General features: G+C 54.1%; 19 protein-coding genes. 7 read left to right on the forward strand and 12 right to left on the reverse strand.

What is annotated here, in order from left to right:
• Positions 1 to 7: 7 nt before the first annotated feature.
• Both FAP39_RS02045 and FAP39_RS02050 read left to right on the forward strand, forming a co-directional pair.
• Positions 8 to 580 carry a peroxidase-related enzyme gene (locus tag FAP39_RS02045; RefSeq protein ID WP_138014716.1) on the forward strand — a complete coding sequence of 191 codons (573 nt, stop codon included), beginning with the start codon at positions 8 to 10 and terminating at the stop codon, positions 578 to 580.
• Positions 577 to 1527 (forward strand): OmpA family protein, encoded by a 951-nt coding sequence (locus tag FAP39_RS02050; RefSeq protein WP_138014717.1) that lies wholly within the window; start codon positions 577 to 579, stop codon positions 1525 to 1527. Before FAP39_RS02045 ends, FAP39_RS02050 begins: the two co-directional genes overlap by 4 nt.
• 89 nt (positions 1528 to 1616) lie before the next feature.
• On the opposite strand, the gene FAP39_RS02055 is transcribed toward FAP39_RS02050, so the two are convergent.
• The 3 genes from FAP39_RS02055 to FAP39_RS02065 form a co-directional block, all read right to left on the reverse strand.
• Positions 1617 to 2522, reverse strand: a complete 906-nt coding sequence (locus FAP39_RS02055; RefSeq protein WP_138014718.1) for a LysR family transcriptional regulator — start codon at positions 2520 to 2522, stop codon at positions 1617 to 1619.
• Between the two features lie 172 nt (positions 2523 to 2694).
• A complete protein-coding gene (locus tag FAP39_RS02060; protein ID WP_138014719.1) occupies positions 2695 to 3606 on the reverse strand; it encodes an AEC family transporter in 912 nt (303 codons plus the stop codon).
• 134 nt (positions 3607 to 3740) lie between these two features.
• Positions 3741 to 5768 carry an NADPH-dependent 2,4-dienoyl-CoA reductase gene (locus FAP39_RS02065; RefSeq protein ID WP_138014720.1) on the reverse strand — a complete coding sequence of 676 codons (2028 nt, stop codon included), beginning with the start codon at positions 5766 to 5768 and terminating at the stop codon, positions 3741 to 3743.
• A 162-nt stretch (positions 5769 to 5930) separates the two neighbouring features.
• Here FAP39_RS02065 and FAP39_RS02070 point away from each other — a divergent pair, with 162 nt between their 5' ends.
• Entirely contained in the window at positions 5931 to 6695 is a 765-nt protein-coding gene (locus tag FAP39_RS02070) for an SDR family oxidoreductase (RefSeq protein WP_212743397.1), read from the forward strand.
• Here the strand turns inward: FAP39_RS02070 and FAP39_RS02075 are convergent, their stop codons facing one another.
• The gene (locus FAP39_RS02075) at positions 6696 to 7076 is read right to left on the reverse strand and encodes a hypothetical protein (RefSeq protein WP_138014721.1); all 381 of its coding nucleotides are present in this window, start codon (positions 7074 to 7076) and stop codon (positions 6696 to 6698) included.
• A 12-nt stretch (positions 7077 to 7088) separates the two neighbouring features.
• Positions 7089 to 7862: a DUF6478 family protein gene (locus tag FAP39_RS02080; RefSeq protein WP_171006764.1), complete on the reverse strand. Its 774-nt coding sequence runs from the start codon at positions 7860 to 7862 to the stop codon at positions 7089 to 7091.
• Positions 7863 to 8062: 200 nt separating this feature from the next.
• Here FAP39_RS02080 and FAP39_RS02085 point away from each other — a divergent pair, with 200 nt between their 5' ends.
• The 3 genes from FAP39_RS02085 to FAP39_RS02095 all read left to right on the forward strand — a co-directional run bounded on the left by FAP39_RS02085 (position 8063) and on the right by FAP39_RS02095 (position 11272).
• Positions 8063 to 8944: a CPBP family intramembrane glutamic endopeptidase gene (locus FAP39_RS02085; protein WP_138014722.1), complete on the forward strand. Its 882-nt coding sequence runs from the start codon at positions 8063 to 8065 to the stop codon at positions 8942 to 8944.
• A gap of 76 nt (positions 8945 to 9020) precedes the next feature.
• Positions 9021 to 9998 carry an acetyl-CoA carboxylase, carboxyltransferase subunit beta gene (accD, locus tag FAP39_RS02090; RefSeq protein ID WP_138014723.1) on the forward strand — a complete coding sequence of 326 codons (978 nt, stop codon included), beginning with the start codon at positions 9021 to 9023 and terminating at the stop codon, positions 9996 to 9998.
• A 35-nt stretch (positions 9999 to 10033) separates the two neighbouring features.
• Complete coding sequence (locus FAP39_RS02095; protein ID WP_138014985.1) at positions 10034 to 11272, forward strand: bifunctional folylpolyglutamate synthase/dihydrofolate synthase; 1239 nt, start codon at positions 10034 to 10036, stop codon at positions 11270 to 11272.
• A gap of 195 nt (positions 11273 to 11467) precedes the next feature.
• On the opposite strand, the gene zapE is transcribed toward FAP39_RS02095, so the two are convergent.
• Positions 11468 to 12535, reverse strand: a complete 1068-nt coding sequence (gene zapE / locus FAP39_RS02100; RefSeq protein WP_138014724.1) for a cell division protein ZapE — start codon at positions 12533 to 12535, stop codon at positions 11468 to 11470.
• A gap of 169 nt (positions 12536 to 12704) precedes the next feature.
• On the opposite strand from zapE, the gene FAP39_RS02105 reads away from it, so the two are divergent.
• Complete coding sequence (locus FAP39_RS02105; RefSeq protein ID WP_138014725.1) at positions 12705 to 13943, forward strand: MFS transporter; 1239 nt, start codon at positions 12705 to 12707, stop codon at positions 13941 to 13943.
• A 33-nt stretch (positions 13944 to 13976) separates the two neighbouring features.
• Here FAP39_RS02105 and FAP39_RS02110 read toward each other — a convergent pair whose 3' ends face one another.
• From FAP39_RS02110 to fghA, 6 genes are all read right to left on the reverse strand, one after another.
• Positions 13977 to 14888 carry an ornithine cyclodeaminase family protein gene (locus FAP39_RS02110; RefSeq protein ID WP_138014726.1) on the reverse strand — a complete coding sequence of 304 codons (912 nt, stop codon included), beginning with the start codon at positions 14886 to 14888 and terminating at the stop codon, positions 13977 to 13979.
• Positions 14885 to 15505, reverse strand: coding sequence for an HAD family hydrolase (locus FAP39_RS02115; RefSeq protein ID WP_138014727.1), 621 nt, complete (start codon positions 15503 to 15505; stop codon positions 14885 to 14887). The genes FAP39_RS02110 and FAP39_RS02115 overlap by 4 nt, the downstream gene beginning before the upstream one ends.
• A 31-nt stretch (positions 15506 to 15536) precedes the next feature.
• A complete protein-coding gene (locus FAP39_RS02120; RefSeq protein ID WP_138014728.1) occupies positions 15537 to 16505 on the reverse strand; it encodes a DMT family transporter in 969 nt (322 codons plus the stop codon).
• 65 nt (positions 16506 to 16570) lie between these two features.
• Positions 16571 to 17023, reverse strand: a complete 453-nt coding sequence (locus FAP39_RS02125; RefSeq protein WP_138014729.1) for a YaiI/YqxD family protein — start codon at positions 17021 to 17023, stop codon at positions 16571 to 16573.
• 18 nt (positions 17024 to 17041) lie between these two features.
• Entirely contained in the window at positions 17042 to 17953 is a 912-nt protein-coding gene (locus FAP39_RS02130) for a glycosyltransferase family protein (protein WP_171006765.1), read from the reverse strand.
• A 7-nt stretch (positions 17954 to 17960) separates the two neighbouring features.
• Positions 17961 to 18791: an S-formylglutathione hydrolase gene (fghA, locus tag FAP39_RS02135; RefSeq protein ID WP_138014731.1), complete on the reverse strand. Its 831-nt coding sequence runs from the start codon at positions 18789 to 18791 to the stop codon at positions 17961 to 17963.
• Positions 18792 to 18800: the final 9 nt, after the last annotated feature.

An 18800-nucleotide genomic window follows, 5' to 3' on the forward strand; every position in this document is an offset into this window, starting at 1 on the left:
CATTGCAATGAGCGCCTCTGATATGCCCACGGCTCTTGATCTGCCGATGATGGATCCGTTGCCTGAAGAAACGCAAAGATACTTTGATATCTGCGTCGAGAAACTGGGAATGGTGCCAAATGTGCTTCGGGCATACGCATTTGATGTGGAAAAGTTGAATGGTTTCACGGCGCTGTATAACGATCTGATGTTGGGAGACAGCGGGCTTTCCAAGCTTGAGCGCGAGATGATTGCGGTCGTTGTGTCGTCGATTAACAAGTGCTTTTATTGCCTTGTGGCACATGGAGCAGCCGTGCGCGCACTGTCGGGGAATCCGATGCTTGGCGAACAGCTTGTGATGAATTATCGCGTGGCAGACTTGGATGCTCGGCAACGCGCCATGCTTGATTTCGCCGAAAAGATGACGCTGGCATCTTACACAATCGAAGAGCAGGACCGTCAAAGTCTGCGCGACGTCGGATTCAGTGACCGTGATATCTGGGATATCGCGAACGTCACAGGCTTTTATAACATGAGCAACCGCGTGGCTTCGGCAACGCGCATGAAGCCCAATGACGAGTATCACGCTCAAAATAGATGAAATGCGCGATTTCCATATGTCTTGCTGTATTGCCCAACGTCGCTCTTGCCTTCACGCCCGAGCTGCCAAGCGGTGCATTGCAATTGTCGGCTTATACCTCTGAGGGGTCTCATTACGAGCTTCCGATTGATGTGTTTGATGGTGCGCAGTTGCCAACGGCGCGCATCAAAGGGACAGTGTATCGTGATACGTGGCGTATCGAGGAAGGCTTTGTGTCGACGACCGACCTTGTCACCTCTTTGGAACAGCAGTTGGCACAAGCAGGATATGACATTGTCCTGACCTGCGAATCTGATGCGTGTGGCGGTTTTGATTTTCGTTTCAAAACCGAGATCCTGCCACCTCCTGAGATGTTTGTGGATCTGTCGGATTACAGGTTCATATCTGCGCGGCGTGCTGGTGTGAATGGGCCCGAAGCCGTCGGCGTGATGGTCAGCCAAACAGCGATTGCAGGCATGGTTCAGGTTATACAAGTAGCGCCGCGTGCGCCCTCGCAAGAGGTGCTGGCAAAACCGCCGGAAGAGGGCGACGTGCGCCCGAACCTACGTCCAGATACAGACATTGGAGCGACTAACCTCATTTCTCGGTTATCTGAATCCGGTCATGTCGTGCTGGCTGACTTGAGTTTTGAAACCGGGTCTTCGCGCCTTGCAAAAGGGCCATTTGAGACGCTCAAAACGTTATCCGAATTTCTTGTGTCGAACCCGGATATTCGCGTCGTGTTGGTAGGGCATACGGACAACTCTGGCGATCTTGATAAGAATATCGAACTGTCCAAAAAACGCGCCGAGTCGGTCCAGACACGCCTAAGCGATACCTACGGCGTGCCGATTGCACAAATTCAAGCGCGTGGGGTGGGATATCTCGCACCCTTGGGCAGCAATGCCGACCCTGCAGGGCGAGACGCCAATCGTCGCGTCGAAGTTGTCTTGTTGGCTGCGCCCTAGAAGCGGCAAAAAGAAAACCCGGACTTTTGGGGTCCGGGCAAAGGTGCTTTCCGAATTCTAGAGAAAGCCAAGGGAAGTCTGGGTGTGTTTTACCACTCTGATGGGCCTTTTTCCGCAAAGGCGTGCACCAGAAAATCAATAAATGCGCGCACTTTGGGCTGTGTGAAGCGGCCCGGGGGATACACGGCATAGATACCTTGGGTTTCCATCGGCAGGTCAGGAATGGCATCCTCGACCAATCCTTGTTCCATGGCGTCTGCATATAGGAAACTGGGCAAATACGCGATGCCAAGGCCGGCGACGGCTGCATTCAATAACGATTGACCATCGTTCACGCTTAATGATCCAGACGTGCGCACTTGGCGTTTCTCGCCAGACGGGGCAGTGACCTTCCAAACGGCACCATTGGATTGGTTAGAATAGTGCAACAGCTTGTGATCATTTAGATCGTCAATTTTCTCGGGGCGGCCGTGTTTTTCAAAATACGCAGGGCTAGCGATCATGCGTTTTGTGGTTTCTGTCAATTTGCGCGCCCGCAGCGTGCTATCCTCCAGCTCGCCAATCCGGATGGCCATGTCGAACCCTTCGCTGATCAACTCGACATAGCGATTGTTCAGGACCATGTTGACAGTGATGTCGGGGAATTCAGCGAGAAAGTCACCAAGCACCGGTGACAAATGGTTCACGCCAAAATCGGTGGCAACGCTAATGCGTAACAGGCCAGAAGGCGCAGATTGCATGGATGTCACCAGCGCATCCGCCTCGCCAGCGTCGTTTAAGACACGCCGCGCCCGATCATAATAGGCAAGACCGATTTCTGTTGGGCTGACGCGCCGTGTGGTCCGGTTTAGCAACCGCGCACCCAGACGCGCCTCAAGGCTTGAGACGTGTTTGGAGACCGCGGATTTGGAAATACCCATTTTTCTGGCGGCATCTGTAAATCCACCCTGATCCACAACTGTGGCAAAGGCTTCCATTTCGGTTAGGCGGTCCATTTTCTGCGTACCTCTTTCTCTACTCGAGGATCAGGTATCGCGGTCAAATCAGGCAGAAGCTGGGCGCGCCTCGGACAATATAAGGGTTTTCTCTGGATCGTTTGCGGCATGGAAACAGAGAAACAATATGTGACCGGCCCCTTGGAATGTTTCGCCAGAAAGGGGGCGGGTGCTAAAGAAGAATCTCAATGATTGTGATCCAAATCGGAAGAGTCACGGCGCCAAGCAACGTAGATTGTGCAACCAATGTTGCCGCCAAAGTGCGGTCTGCGCCGAACCCTGCTGCCAAGACATGGGCTGCTGACGCGGTTGGTAAGGCGGCAAACAGAACCAGCGTACTTGCGATGGGGCCTTGGATTCCAAAGGCAACACAGGCCACCAATGTGACCAAGGGCATCACCAACAACTTGGTGGCCACAAGGATGCTGCTAAATCTGTCCATTGCAGCCAGCGCCCCCCAGTTCATGGTGGCTCCAACCGAAATCAAAGCGACGGGAATGGCCGCCTGTGCCAAGAGCTTTAGCGGGTCCAAAAGCGGCGCAGGGATGGTCCACCCGCCAAGACCGACAATAACGCCGGATACGGATGCAATCAAAAACGGGTTGGTGATGACCTTGGTCAGGGTGTTGCGTAAAGTTCCGCTGCCACGTGACAAGGCGGTCACGGCAAATACATTTGCCATGGGAATGGCCATACCAACCGCGACGGCAAGCGCCCCGATGGGCGGAGAGCTTAGGGTGCCCGCCGCGACAAAGGCCAATGCAGTGTTAAAACGCCAAGCGGTTTGCCACGCACCCGCGAAATCCAAAAAGCTGTCAGGTCCATATCGACGTGACAGGTATCCGACGGTCAACCCAACCACCAAAATGGCCCATACCGCGGGACCGATCCGAAGAATGTCTGCAATCGCAATTGGCCGTCCCGATGCCGCGACAAAAATCAACGCGGGAAACAGAATTTCGAAGTTCAGCTTGTCGAGCCCCTGCCACGCATTCACCGACAGACGATTTCTGACGGCCCCGCCCAAGATCACCATGAGAAAGCTTGGCAAAAGTCCAAGAAGAATTGTTGTGAACACGGACATAGATGGCCCCCTCGCGTTGGGTCCATCTATGCGCGCGATTACAGATTGCGCAACCGGATTATTGGTAATGCTTTGGGGGGCAGAAAGTCGGTCCCCGCCTCACACACAGGTGCATGCATGAGGCGGAAAACGCGTTACAACGACGCCGCGAGGCGTGTGCCTTGATTAATGGCGCGTTTGGCATCCAATTCAGCGGCAACATCTGCACCACCGATCACATGGCATGACACACCGCGTTCGATCAGAGCATCGGCAAGCGAGCGCTCTGGTAATTGGCCTGCACAGAGCACAATCGTGTCAACGTCCAATACCTCGGGGTTCTCGCGTGTTTCCCCAAAAGAGATATGCAAACCCTGATCGTCGATTTTTTCATAATTTACGCCACCAAGCATTTTGACGTTCTTCATCTTCAGTGCAGCGCGATGAATCCAGCCTGTGGTTTTGCCCAATCCTTTGCCTAATGCTTTGGCTTTGCGTTGCATCAAAATGACGTCACGCGCGGGGGCATGAGGTTGCGGTCCTTCCGGAGCAAGGCCCCCGCGTTCTGTTTCCGGATCACCAACGCCCCATTCTGCCATCCATTCCGGCAGGTTCTCTGTGGGGCTGTCGCCTTCGTGAACAAGAAATTCGGACACATCGAACCCGATCCCGCCCGCGCCGATCACCGCAACGCGTTTGCCGACCGGTTTTTTGTCACGCAACACATCAAGATACCCAAGCACGTTTTCACGGTCTTGGCCGGGAATGCCTGGATCACGCGGCATCACGCCTGTGGCAATGACCACGTCGTCAAAATCCGACAGATCATCCGAGGTGACGTTGGTATTCAACACCACAGTCACGCCCATCTGGTCCATCATGGCACCATACCAGTCGACCAACCCCCAGAACTCTTCTTTGCCGGGAACTTGTTTGGCGACGTTAAGTTGTCCGCCGATTTGATCCGCACGATCAAACAACGTCACATCGTGACCCCGCTGCGCCGCAGTCATGGCAGTGGACAAACCAGCCGGACCAGCGCCGACAATGGCGATTTTCTTGGCAGCCGCAGCGGGCGCAATGGTGAGCTCTGTTTCGTGACAGGCCTGTGGATTGACCAGGCAAGACGTTAGTTTGCCGCCAAAGGTATGATCAAGGCAGGCTTGATTGCAGCCAATACAAGGCGCGATTTGATTGCCTTGTCCTGCAATTGCCTTGTTCACAAAATGTGCATCCGCAAGGAACGGGCGCGCCATTGAAATCATATCGGCGCATCCTTCTGCCAGAACGTCCTCTGCGACCTCTGGAGTGTTGATGCGGTTGGATGTGATGACGGGAATACCGACTTTGCCCATCAGTTTTTTCGTAACCCACGCAAAGGCACGGCGCGGAACAGAGGTGGCGATTGTCGGAATGCGCGCTTCGTGCCACCCAATACCGGTGTTGATGATGGTGGCGCCTGCGGCCTCGACGGCTTTGGCAAGCTGGACAACCTCTTCGTGCGTAGAGCCATTGGGAATGAGGTCGATCATGGATAGGCGATAGATAATGATGAAATCTTCGCCAACGGCTTCGCGACAGCGGCGCACGACCTCGACGGGCAGGCGCATGCGGTTTTCATATGACCCGCCCCAGCGATCCGTACGTTTGTTCACATGCGTCACAAGGAACTGGTTCAGAAAATATCCTTCTGACCCCATGATCTCAACGCCGTCATAACCAGCTTCGCGTGCGCGCACTGTGGCCGTCACAAAGTCTTGAATTTGTTTTTCAATGCCGTCTTCATCCAGCTCTTTTGGCGGAAACGGAGAGATCGGGGATTTTACGGGGGATGAAGACACACATTCCGGGCCATAGGCATAGCGTCCCGCATGCAGAATTTGCATGGCGATTTTGCCGCCGCCCTCGTGAACACGATCTGTGACGATCTTGTGGTTTGCGATGTCTTCGGGGGTAAACAGGCCAGCCGCTCCGGGGAACACGCCGCCTTCTTTTGAAGGTGCCATACCGCCCGTCACCATCAGGCCCACACCGCCGCGTGCACGTTCGGCATAGAACTCTGCGACACGGTTCCAGTCTTTGGTTTCTTCGAGTCCGGTGTGCATGGACCCCATCAACACGCGGTTTTTGAGTGTCGTAAAGCCCAGATCAAGCGGTGCCAACAGATGAGGATACTCTGTCATGGGTGCCTCCCTTTTAATTTGCACACCAGATGACCCGAGCGCGGCGCATTTGTCACCCCGAAACGCAGCGTCAGGCAAAAGTGCCGTAGCGAGACGTGGAATTTGCTGGTCGCGCATCAGAGAGGTTGGCAGAATGCGTGAACCGACCAAGAGGAGTTAGGTGTGCCGGATTATGGGGTGTTTTCGCTAGAGGGGCGCGTTGCGCTGGTCACAGGCAGCAATAGCGGGCTGGGGTTTGAGGCGGCAAAGCTTCTTGCCCAAGCAGGTGCGATTGTGTGGGTGAACGGGCGGGATGTCGATGCCACCATCGCTGCGGCTGCACGCATTTGCCAAGACGGATGCGAGGCGCATGCGCTGCCCTTTGATGTGTCTGATCCGGACGCTGTGGACGGGGCGTTTGAGCACATCAAAGCCCAGGGCGCTGGGCTTGATATATTGGTGAACAATGTGGGCCTCCGCGACCGTCGGCCGCTTGACCAGTTTACGTACGAGGATGTGCAGCGTCTGCTGGATGTCGATTTGGTGTCGCCATTTATGATGTGCCAGAAAGCGGCGAAAATGATGGAAAGTGGTGGGAGGATTGTGAACATTTCGTCGATTGCGGGGCTGATCGCCCAAGGTGGCGATGCGGCATACACGACCGCCAAGGCTGGAATAAATGGCATGACGCGCGCCATGGCCGCGGAATTGGGGCCGCACGGTATCAATGTGAACGCGGTGGCACCTGGTTTTTTCAAGACAGAGCCGAACCGTGAAGCGGTCAAAAATCCTGAAATTGCCGCACGTTTGGCGCAGTCTACGTCACTGGGGCGTTGGGGGGATCCAAAGGAGCTGGCACCGGCCATTCTTTTTCTGGCGTCACCCGCAGCGTCGTATGTGACGGGTCAGGTTCTGGCCGTAGATGGAGGCTATACAGCCCATTATTGATCACATTGTTTCGATGCAATGGCGGCGAAATGCGCGTTTGAGCAGATCCAGCTCGGCGCGCAACAGGTCCAGCTCTGCACGAATGTCATCGGCGAGGACTTCACCAGAAATCAGAGTGATTTTATCCAGCAGCGTGCCTGTAACGGAATCGGCTATCAAAAACGTTTGCACACCATCTGCGATCGCTTCTGTTGGAATCGGGATGCGCATGACCCAGCGGTCATTGGCGACATCTTCTTTGAACTGCACTCCGCCAACTGCGTTTCCCAAGAACGTGACATCAATCTTGGGGGGCGTGTCGCCAGCGCCGCCATCGCGGGTTAACCCACCTTCCCAGATACCTTCAAACAGGCGGTTTTTTGTCAGGGTCCAATCGCTCATGGCAGTATGTCCTTAGAATTCAGCGCGCGGGCGGCGACTAAAGGTCAGGTCTCGCAAAACAACCTGATTCATTTCGGGGCCCTCAAAAATAAAGTCGACCCACATCTTTTCGACGCGCTTTTCGTTCAGTTTTGAATAAGCCAAGTCGAATTCGACAGTCATTTCATCCGTGTCTAACGGGACCTCACGCACGATCTGTTCTGTGTTTGGGCCGTGTTTGATATTCAGGCGCGCAAAAATTTCCAATGGCTTTTCAAGCTCGACAATTGTGTTGAGCCGGATCAGGTGGTTCCGCTTGAGCCCGTCAACGGCTTCGAACGGAAGATCAATCGCAAGCGACAAAAATGAGCCGTCAAACCGGAATACGTCCATGCGCAGACCAAACGGTGCGAGATCGGCCTCGCGTGTGTTTCTGAGCTGTCTCAGCGTAAGTTCGGAAACGTTACAGTCATGGAACAGCGTGACCTCTTTGCCCAAGGTTTCATTGGTTTGCACCGCTGAGACACCAACAGTCGGAAGTGGTTCGCGCCAAACAGAGGGTCTCCAGCGCCAATCGGTGCCATGCGGGGTTGGAAAGGCAATCGACCCGACAAGAGGCAAGGCGAGACGGCTCTCGGAAACCGAAATCAGCGTATTCAGGTGTTGACGTAACTTGCGCGCCCCTGCGCGTTGACGGCGCAAGGTTGTAAGATCGGTCGTCATTGCAGATCTTGCAGATCGCGCCCAATATCGTGTCAGCCCGCGCTGATACAACCGTTGGATTATCCCGCCCAGTCCTCGCGCCATCTTGTCCCTACTTTGGTCGTTTACATGTTTCCGGAATCGAAACAATAATTGCCTGATTTTCCTATTATGTAACTGATTGGTTTCCATGAAACAAATAGGCAATTCCCGAAATGCATGCATTTTTCTGAAACTGTCTCTCTGAGTGACCACCTTGCACAGCGGGGCTAGGACATATCCGTAAAAGCCGCTAAAGCGCTGTGATGAACACTTACAAGTCATACGAACGCCTTGTGGAACCGGCACGCCCAACATCAGAGCTGTGGCGCTTGGCCAGTAGCATTGTTTTGGTTGTTGTCATTTTTCTGGCGGCCAATGTGGCGTATTTCAATTTCTTGCGTGGAACACCTGATTGGCACAATCTATCCCGCGAACTTGAAAACGGGAGCACAGCGCGCTCTGTTTTATGGATGTTGGCAAGCTTTGGCGGCTTGTTTGCCGCACTGGCGATTGCCTTGCGCGTGATGCATCGCCGCCCCATCAGCAGCCTGTTTGGGGGTTTCCCCGCGTGTTTTGCTGACTTTTGGCTGACACTACGTCTGGCCATGGTGTTGTTTGGCATAGTCCTTATTTTGCCCTCGCCAGCGGATTTTACGCCTGAACGTGCGATGGATTTTGTGCCTTGGTTGATGCTCGCGCCAATGTCTCTTGCGGCGATTTTGTTTCAGATCACCACCGAAGAATTGGTCTTTCGCGGGTATCTGCAGAGCCAACTTGCGGCGCGTTTTTCAAGCCCTTGGGTTTGGATTGTTTTGCCGTCTGCGTTGTTTGCTGCGTTGCATTACGATCCATCCACATACGGCGAAAATGCAATCTTGGTGGCCGCGTGGGCGGGATTGTTTGGTTTGGCCGCTGCGGATTTGACGGCACGGTCTGGTAACCTTGGTCCAGCGTTGGCATTGCATTTTGCGAACAATGTAAGCGCCATCATGTTTGTGTCGACAAAAGACTACTGGGATGGTCTGGCACTTTATGTCGTGCCTTTTGGACCAAAGGACACCGAATTTGTCGCTGCCGTTTTACCTTTGGAGGGGCTTGTGATCTTATGTGGGTGGCTTGTTGCTCGGATTGCGATACGGCGCTGATTGCATTTTCTGACGTAGCGTCTTATCTGACAGAAGCTGAGAGAAAAGCAGATGCATCGCAAAAAGGATTGCTCGCATGAACTGGATCACGAACTATGTTCGCCCACGGATCAACTCGATCTTTTCCCGACGGGAAACTCCGGACAATTTGTGGACGAAATGTGATGAATGCGGGACGATGCTGTTTCATCGTGAACTCTCTGCAAATCTGAACGTGTGTACGCAGTGTGACCATCACATGGCCATCACGCCGCGTGACCGTTTCACGGGCCTGTTCGATGGCGGCATCTTTACCGAGGTAGAGGTCCCTACGCCGCTTGCCGACCCGCTGCAGTTCAAAGACCAAAAGAAATATCCGGATCGCATGAAGGCGGCCCAGAAAAAAACCGCCGAGCAGGAAGCGATGCTTGTCGCCGAGGGGGACATCGGGCGTACGCCCATTGTGGCCGCCTGTCAGGACTTTTCGTTTATGGGCGGATCGATGGGCATGTATGTGGGCAATGCGATTATCGCTGCAGCACAACGTGCGGTCGAGCTTAAGCGGCCTTTGGTGCTGTTTTCAGCTGCGGGCGGCGCGCGCATGCAGGAAGGCATCTTGTCCTTGATGCAAATGCCACGAACAACTGTGGCTGTGCAGATGCTTAAGGAAGCCAACCTGCCTTACATTGTGGTGCTGACCCACCCGACGACGGGTGGTGTGACAGCGTCATATGCCATGCTTGGCGATGTGCATATTTCTGAACCCAATGCGCTCATTTGTTTTGCGGGTCCACGCGTGATTGAACAAACTATCCGCGAGAAGCTCCCTGAGGGCTTCCAGCGCGCAGAGTATTTGCTGGATCACGGGATGCTGGATCGGGTGACGTCACGGACAGAGATGCGCGAAGAACTTATCACGATTGTGCGCATGCTGATGGGGCTTTCTCCTGCGGTCAAAGGTGATTTGCCGTCGCCCGAGGCTGTGTCAAAAGCTGAAGCTGCGGCAGAGACCCCGCCAGCACCTGACGTAAAGAAGTCAGCCAAGGCTGGTAAAAAGACGGCCAAAAAAGCGTGAGCGCGTCACCATCGTCGGATGTCGTGCTTGACCGCATGATGGCGCTGCACCCCAAGATCATTGATCTTACGCTGGATCGGGTGTGGCGTTTGCTAGACGCATTAGACAATCCGCAAGACAATTTGCCGCCCGTCATCCATTTGGCTGGTACAAACGGCAAGGGGTCGACACAGGCGCTGATCCGCGCGGGTCTCGAGGGCATGGGCAAGTCTGTGCATGCGTATACGTCGCCGCATCTTGCGCGGTTTCACGAGCGTATCCGGCTTGCTGGTGCGTTGATCTCTGAAGATGCCCTGACAGCCATGCTTGATGAATGTTATGTCAAGAATGACGGCGAAAATATCACCTATTTCGAAATCACAACCTGTGCGGGATTGTTGGCGTTTGCGCGCACACCCGCAGACTACACATTGCTCGAGGTCGGGCTTGGTGGGCGGTTGGATGCGACCAATGTGATTGATCAGCCCTTGATGACGGTGATTACACCAATCTCGATCGATCATGAGCAATTTCTTGGGGATACGCTTACAAAAATTGCGACCGAAAAGGCCGGAATCATTAAGCGGGGCGTGCCCTGTGTGGTCGGGCCGCAACCCCAAGAGGCAATGGATGTTGTCGAAGCCACTGCCGCGCGGCTTGGGGCTCCGGTGTTGGCGCATGGTCAACATTGGCATGTTTCTCAAGAACGTGGACGACTGATTTTCCAAGACGAGACGGGTTTATTGGATTTGCCTTTGCCCGCATTACTCGGGGATCATCAAATTATGAATGCAGGGGCTGCGCTTGCTGTGCTGCGATACCTTGGCGCTGATGAGGCTGCCTGCGAGGCGGCCATGACAAATGCGACTTGGGCTGCCCGAATGCAACGACTGAATACGGGTCCGTTAATCGAGTTGGCTCCCGAGACCGAGCTCTGGCTTGATGGGGGGCATAACGCGGCTGCCGGTGTCGCTCTTGCGGCTGTGCTCGAGACTTTGCCTAAGCGGAACACACATCTCATTTGTGGGATGCTGAACACCAAGGACATCTCTGGGTATCTGGCGCCATTGGCACAACAGGCCAAAACGCTGACAGCGGTGTCTATTCCGGGCGAGGCCAATACGCTTCCTGCGGTTGAAACCGCTGCTGCGGCCCAAGGTGTAGGCCTAATCTCAAGCGTTGCAGACAGCGTGTCAGAGGCATTGGCCTCTATCGTGAAAGACGATCCGCATGCACGGGTGTTGATCTGTGGGTCGCTGTATTTGGCAGGAAATATTCTGCGGGAAAACGGCTAGGCGAAACGGGCCGACCGAATCACCCCATTGACTGATTCGAATCATCGGGCTTATAGTCAAAGAAATTGCAGCATTCCCCAGAAGAAAAACGAATATGGGAATGTACGGCAGGTGTTCGGGACAGGCAGGCAAATAAGGGGGGTGCAAAAGTGCCCCCCTAAAAAATTTGTAATTTCTTAAAACAAAGTCAACCAGTTAGCGTGCATCTTTGCCCCAATCTTCGGCTTGCATCTCGCGCAATCGGCTGGCGGTGCGTTCGAATTCAAACGTGCCTTCACCTTCGACATATAGCATCTCGGGTTCCGCCGCCGCCGAGCAAATCAACCGTGTCTTTGCTTCGTATAGGGCGTCGATCAATGTAACGAAGCGTTTGGCTTCGTTAAAATTTGATCGAGATAGCCGTGGGATGTCTTCAAGGATCAACAGCTTGACGGCATCGGCAATCGCCAAATAGTCACCCGGACCCAGCATTGCGCCACAGAGATCAAAAAAGCGCGCGCGGGCCACGCCATTGCGAAACGCGGGAATTGTGACCTCGCGCCCCTTAATTGTCAAAACAAGAGGGTCGGCTTTGCCACCTGTCAAATCTTGCCAAATGGCTTGGATATCGGCGCGGGCCTCGCCACCGGCCTGTACAAAATAGACCTGATTTCCCGCCAGACGATTTTGTCGATAGTCGTTCGGGCTTGCCAGTTCCCAGACCCGCATTTGGTCTTTGAGAAGATGAATAAACGGGACAAAAAGCTGTCGGTTCAAGCCGTCTTTATAGAGATCATCGGGAATGCGGTTTGAGGTTGTGACAACAACAACGCCTGCTTCAAACAGTTTTTCGAACAGCCGACCAACGATCATGGCATCGGTGATATCGGTAATTTGCATCTCATCGAATGCAAGAACACGTACGCTATCGGCGACAGATTGTGCGACAGGCTGGATCGCATCCTCAACGCCATTCTGGCGTGCTTGGTGCATCGCCGTGTGAATTTCTTGCATGAATGCGTGGAAATGCACGCGTCGTGCGGGCACCTCAAGAGAGTCTACAAACAGGTCCATCAACATGGATTTACCGCGCCCGACCCCACCCCATAGGTACAGGCCCGAAATTGCCTCCGGAGTGGTTTTGCGAAACCAGGTTTTCTTAACGGGTTGGGCAACAGCTGCGCGAATTCTTTCGAACTCCGGAAGCACCGCCTCTTGGGCGTCATCCACGTGGAACTCGCCCGATGCCACCTTGGCCGCATAAATTTCTGTCAGATTCTGCATACTTCCGCATACAATGACTTGGGCGCAGATAAAAGTATCTTGTGGACAATCGGGCAATGCCAGGGACGTTCACGCACTCATGTGACTTCGTGAACGGGTGGATCACGAAACTAAATTTGACCTACGGCGGCGGGGGCGACAAGGTAACCTTTGCCTTAGGAGACGCCGGATGGATCAAACTCGCAGCCCCCTTATGACACCCGTCCTGTTGGTTGGGTGCGCCATCATCATGGTGTCGTTCGCGATCAGAGCCAGCTTTGGCGTGTTCCAAATCCCGATTGCCGACGAATTCGGCTGGTTGCGGTCCGAGTTTTCACTGGCGATTGCGATCCAAAACTTGGCGTGGGGTATTGGCCAGCCAATTTTTGGAGCGTTGGCGGAAAAAATCGGAGACCGCAAAGCAATTGTCATCGGTGCGTTTGTATACGCGTTGGGGCTGGTGTTGTCGTCTTTTGCGACCACGCCACAAGCGCATCAGGCGTATGAATGGCTGATCGGTTTTGGCATCGCTGGCACGGGGTTTGGCGTTATTCTTGCAGTGGTAGGGCGCGCAAGTTCGGATGAAAACCGATCCATGGCGCTGGCAATTGCCACGGCGGCAGGCTCTGCCGGGCAAATTTTCGGCGCGCCGCTGTCTGAATATATGCTGGGCTTCTTCTCTTGGCAGACGACATTTTTGGTGTTTGCTGCCGCAATCCTGTCGACTTTGCTTTTGCTGCCGATGATGCGCGCCCCATCAGCGTCCAAAGCTGAGATACATGAAACGTTGGGGCAAATACTGGGCAAAGCGTTTCGAGATCCGTCATACACCCTGATTTTTCTGGGGTTCTTTTCTTGCGGATATCAATTGGGGTTCATGACTGCGCATTTCCCGGCAATGATAACCGAAATGTGTGGGGCAATTGATCCGTCTGGCGTATTGGCATCGGTGGGTGTGTCGACCACTTCGCGGTTGGGCGCGCTCGCAATATCATTGATTGGATTGGCCAACATCGCAGGAACACTTGCGGCGGGATGGGCTGGCAAGCGTTTCCCAAAGAAGTATCTTTTGGCCGGAATATATGCTGCGCGGACAGTCGTAGCCGGTACATTCATTCTGTTTCCAATCACGCCGGTTACCGTGATCATTTTCTCGATCGCTATGGGGTCGCTTTGGTTGGCCACTGTCCCGCTGACGTCGGGGTTGGTCGCGCATATTTATGGTTTGCGCTATATGGGAACCCTCTACGGTATTGTGTTTTTTAGCCACCAACTGGGAAGCTTTCTGGGCGTGTGGCTTGGGGGGCGCATGTACGATGTATTTGGAGACTACACGATGGTTTGGTGGATCGGAGTGGGCATTGGCGCCTTTAGTGCCATTGTTCACCTACCGATCCGAGAGCGTCAATTGGTGACCGCATCCGCATAAGGTTCGTCAGGTGCGGATACGGCGTTGCTGGTCCTAGGATGCTTTCCAGCAATCAAGAATATAACGGCTTGTCATCAAATCCAGATGCGCGCCGCCACCATTCTTGAACAAGGTGATGTCATCGTCTGACTGTCGCCCAAAGGCGTCGAGCGTATAGTAGTCGGCCACCAGATCGTCGCGTCGGATCGCCCCAGATTCTAGCGGTTTAATGAGCTCACCGATGTGTTCAACGGTGGTGTCAAAGCTATCCACGAAGACACGTGCACGCTGCATGCCCACGTCATCAATTTCGCGCATGTCAGGGCGGTATGCCCCAATCAAATCGACATGTTGCCCTGGCTGCAGCCATTCGCCCCGTAGTGTGGGCGTCGATGACATTGTGGCCGAGGTGATGATATCCGCGTCTCCGACAGCTTGCTCGAGATTTGTCGCAACCTTCAGTCCGGGTATCTCGGCCGCCATTTTGTCGGCATTGGCCTGTGTCCGGTTCCAGACCGTGAACTCTGCATTCGGAAATACAGAGCTGTAGGCAGCCCACAAGTTCCGCCCAACGGTACCAGCCCCCACAATCAAAATCTTGCCACTGTCTGGGCGTGCAAGACGGCGTGCCGCGAGCAAGCTGTCGCCAGCGGTCTTCCATTTGGTTACGAGATGGAAATCCAGCAAAGCCTCAAGAATGCCGTGGGCATCATCAAACAAAGTCACCGCACCATGGATCATCGGAATGTCTTGAGCAGGGTTATCTGGGAAAATTGTGGCGGATTTGACCCCAATGCCCAAACCATCAATCCATGCCTGACGCTGAAGCAATGTATCTTTGCCACGATATAGCAGGCTGTCGGATATCTCTGCCTTGGGCAAGCTGTGACTTGCGGCCAGCGCATCGGTCAATCCGATCCAATCCAAGTTACGTTCGCCATCTTCAAACGAGATGATAGTCGTCATGTTGCGTCGTCCTTTTCCAACAAACCTTCGGCAATTAGCCGGTCAGCCCAACCTTGGGGATCCATGAAATGGTGTGTTTTCCAGCCTCTTGCGGCGGCGGCGTCTATGTTTTCTTGACGGTCATCGGCAAACAGCAATGCCTCTGGCGCAAGGCCACAATCTGATTCTACATGCGCGTATATGTTCGCGTCGGGTTTGATCATCTTAAGATCACCGGAAACATAATATCGGTCAAACGTTTTCAGAAATTCATAGTGATCTTGGGAAATTGGAAAATTCTCAGCGCCGAAATTGGTCAGGGTAAAGACGGGAACTTTGCGCCTTTTGAGAGCCGCCAACAGTCTTACCGAATGGTCAATGGCCGGGCTGGCCAAGGCGTTCCAGTCATCATGCCACATCATAATTTCATCGTGCCAAGCCGGGTGGCGCTTTGCGTGTGCGACAATTGTTTCCTCAAATGGCGCCCCTGCATCAATGCCCAGATGCATTTCCAGAATATCGGTTTCGGTAAAAAAGGCTTCGCGACGCGATGGGCCAATCACGCGATCATAATAGGCTTCTGGCTGCCACCTGATTAGAACATTGCCGATGTCGAAAATTACCGCTTGACTGGCCATGTGTGCTCTCTTGAAAATTTGTTGCTAAATTCTAACGGCGGGTGCGGGGGCGTGCCACCCCTTTGCTCGAGCCTTTCAAGCTTTCACGCCAGAAGACGAATAAACCTGATCCGACAATCAATATCATACCCAACCATGAGGCAGGTTCTGGCCATTCCCCAAAGATTGCGACACCAAGTATCACGGCCATGGGCATCGCAGCGTACTCTAGTGGTGCGATAACGCTGGCTTCGCTCAATCTATAGGCCTGAGAGATGAAGAAGCCACCCAACGCCGAGCAAATCCCCAGAATACCAAATGTGAGGAAGTCGTCAGGAGATGGCCAAATCCATGGCCTCAAGAGAAACTCGAGCATTGGCCCGCCCTGACCGGAAAAGTTCCCATGTCCCAAGCCGATGCCAATGGCTCCGCTTACAACCACAAAAGTGATCTGGATATATAGGGCCATAGTCGCGGCACTTTCGCTTGCGCCGATCTTTCGGGTCAAGATATGCAAAAAGGCATACGCCACCGCTGCAAACACGGGTAACAATAACGCGGGTTCAAAGCTGTCACCTCCGGGGCGTACCATCACAAGAACGCCCAGCATTCCAAGACCTACGGCGCTCCACCGCAGGATCCCCACAGTTTCCTTTAGCAAGACAACCGACAAGGCGGTGATGAAAAGGGGGCTAATGAAAAATACGGCAACGGCATCGGCCAACGGCAACACAGACAGGCCCAAGAAAAAGGTCATATTGGCAAAGACAACACAGCACCCGCGCAGCAAGTGCATCCCCAGCCGGCGCGTTCGCATCACGCCGAAACCGCCGTTCATAGGGACAACCACCGCCAGCAAAATAACAAGCGCAATGATCGAGCGTATCAGCACGATTTGATGTAACGCGTATCCACCTGATAGCAACTTGACCATGGCATCGTTCAGCGAAAAGAAAAACGTGGCGAGCAAGGCAGAGCTTGCGCCAAGCAGAACAGCATTCTGAGTCGGCGAGGACGTCATGGTACGTGCCTTTCACGCTTAACCGTGCTGAGCCTGCTGCGCAGGCGACAGATTACAGATGTATATTATCGGCGAGATGCTGCGCGAATTTCGCGCTCTAATGCTTCTAGGAAACGCGATCTGTCGGCTTTGGTAAAGCCTTTTCCGCCACCTTGGCGAAATGGGTCGGCAGCGCGTAAATCTGCCATCAAATCCCGTGTCGCGAGGACATTGCCAATGTTGGCTTGGGTCAAGGCTTCGCCGTTGTGTTTTAGAACGCGCGCGCCTGCTTCGACGCATTTTGCGGCAAGCGGTATGTCACCCGTTACGACAATATCTCCGACGCCTGCCCGATCAGCAATCCACATGTCGGCAATATCTGGGCCTTCGGGCACAATCACGTTCTCTACGAGAGGGTTCTGTGATGGCCGCAGGCCCCCGTTTGAGACGACAAACATGTGAAGCTTGTGGCGGGTTATCACGCGCTCTGCTTCGGCTTTCACCGGACATGCATCGGCGTCTATGTAAATGGCGGTCACAAGAGCCCCTTTCCCAAGTTAGTGGCCATGACGCACATGTAATTGTGGGAGCATAAATGACCCGAAGCCGAGGTCGGATGCCATCAAGGCAAAGCCCTCAGTCTCGATATGTAACTGATAAGGTTCTTCAGGAAAGATTGCCCCTGCTTCAACCACATCGCGGCGCACAAGAAGAAATGTTCCCCCGACGCTATGCAGCGGCTCAATTTCGTGCGGCGAGTCAGGTGCCGGGTAATGTCTGAAGAATCCCATTGGCGGCTGATAAATGTCGTCCGAGACATAGTATTCTGCACATAAATCCGAAACGGGGCGGGTGTAGAGGAAGGCATTTAGGCCAAAAGACCGCGACCCGTCCGGAACCAGACAGTTTGCCATCATCACAGGTGCATTAAATGACAAGCATCGGCGCAGCGCGTCTGCGGGGATATCCATAAGGTCGACGTCAATAAACAGGGCAAACTCTGCTGGCGTGTCCAAATATGACTTCAGCAGGTGATTGCGGCAGGTCGCAATGCCGGCCCGACGCTGTCTTTGAATAGACAAACGCGCGCGATCCGCTCGCGCACCAAATTCATGGCCAAGATCAAGTTTTTGCAGGTCGACTGAACCATACACGTCTTGCCGCTGGCGCAGGGCGTCTTGGGCGCGGGTAAAGGTGTCATCTGTCGAGTCGCCCTCGAGCAGATGCAGATGGATGCGATCTTTGGGATAATCCAACCCATCCAACAGAGCGAAGTATTGGTCCAGCATACCTGAGGCATTCTTACAGGGCGTCAGGATCGCGACATGAGGCACGTCAGGCCCCAATGGAGTGCTTTGGGGTAACGGGAATTCGGGCAACGTGTGCGTGAAACGGGTGAAGGTCGGCGCACGCTCGCGCATGCACCGCCGCTTCTTCCAAGCTTCACGTATATCCTGAAGGATGCCCATGATCTGCTCAGGCGTAGAGATGCTGTGCGTGGAAGGACACGTGATCTTCCATAAATGTGGACACAAAGAAATAGCTATGATCATAGCCTTTTTGCATGCGCAGCGTGATCTCTTGGCGACGCTCGGTCGCGGCATTCGCCAGTGCTTCTGGGCGTAGCAGGTCAAGGAATTGATCCTCGGAGCCTTGATCGACAAGAACCGCGCCATCAAAACCGCGCGCGCGCATCAAAAGCGAACTGTCGTGTGCGGCCCATTTGGTCTCATCATCGCCAAGATACGCCGAAAGCTGTTTGCGTCCCCACTCAGCCCCCGTTGGGTTACAGATCGGTGCAAACGCCGAAACTGACCGAAAGCGACCAGGCAAGGACATCGCGAGGGTCAAGGCACCATGCCCCCCCATCGAGTGGCCGGTAATCGCCTGCCGGCTCATGTCGAGCGCAAAATTTTCCTGAAGCAACGATGGCAAGTCTTCTGCGATATAGTCCCACATGTTGAAGTGGCGTGCCCAAGGGGCTTGGGTGGCATTTACATAAAATCCAGCGCCTTGGCCAAGATCATATGCGTCGTCATTGGCGACACCGTCGCCGCGTGGGCTGGTGTCGGGGAACACAACAGCTATGCCTTGCTCGGCCGCCCATGCTTGAGCACCGGCCTTGTTCATGGCGTTTTCATGGGTGCAGGTGAGGCCGGAAAGATACCAAAGAACAGGCACAGGACCGTCGTTGGCTTCTTCTGGCAGAAACAGGCCAAACGTCATCTCACAGCGGGTTGTTTGTGAGTGATGGCTATAGACGCCTTGCGTGCCACCAAATGCTTTGTTGACCGATACCGTTTCCATGGGTGTCTC

It is taken from the genome of Shimia litoralis, from assembly GCF_005518135.1.
Classification (GTDB): Bacteria; Pseudomonadota; Alphaproteobacteria; order Rhodobacterales; family Rhodobacteraceae; genus Shimia_E; species Shimia_E litoralis.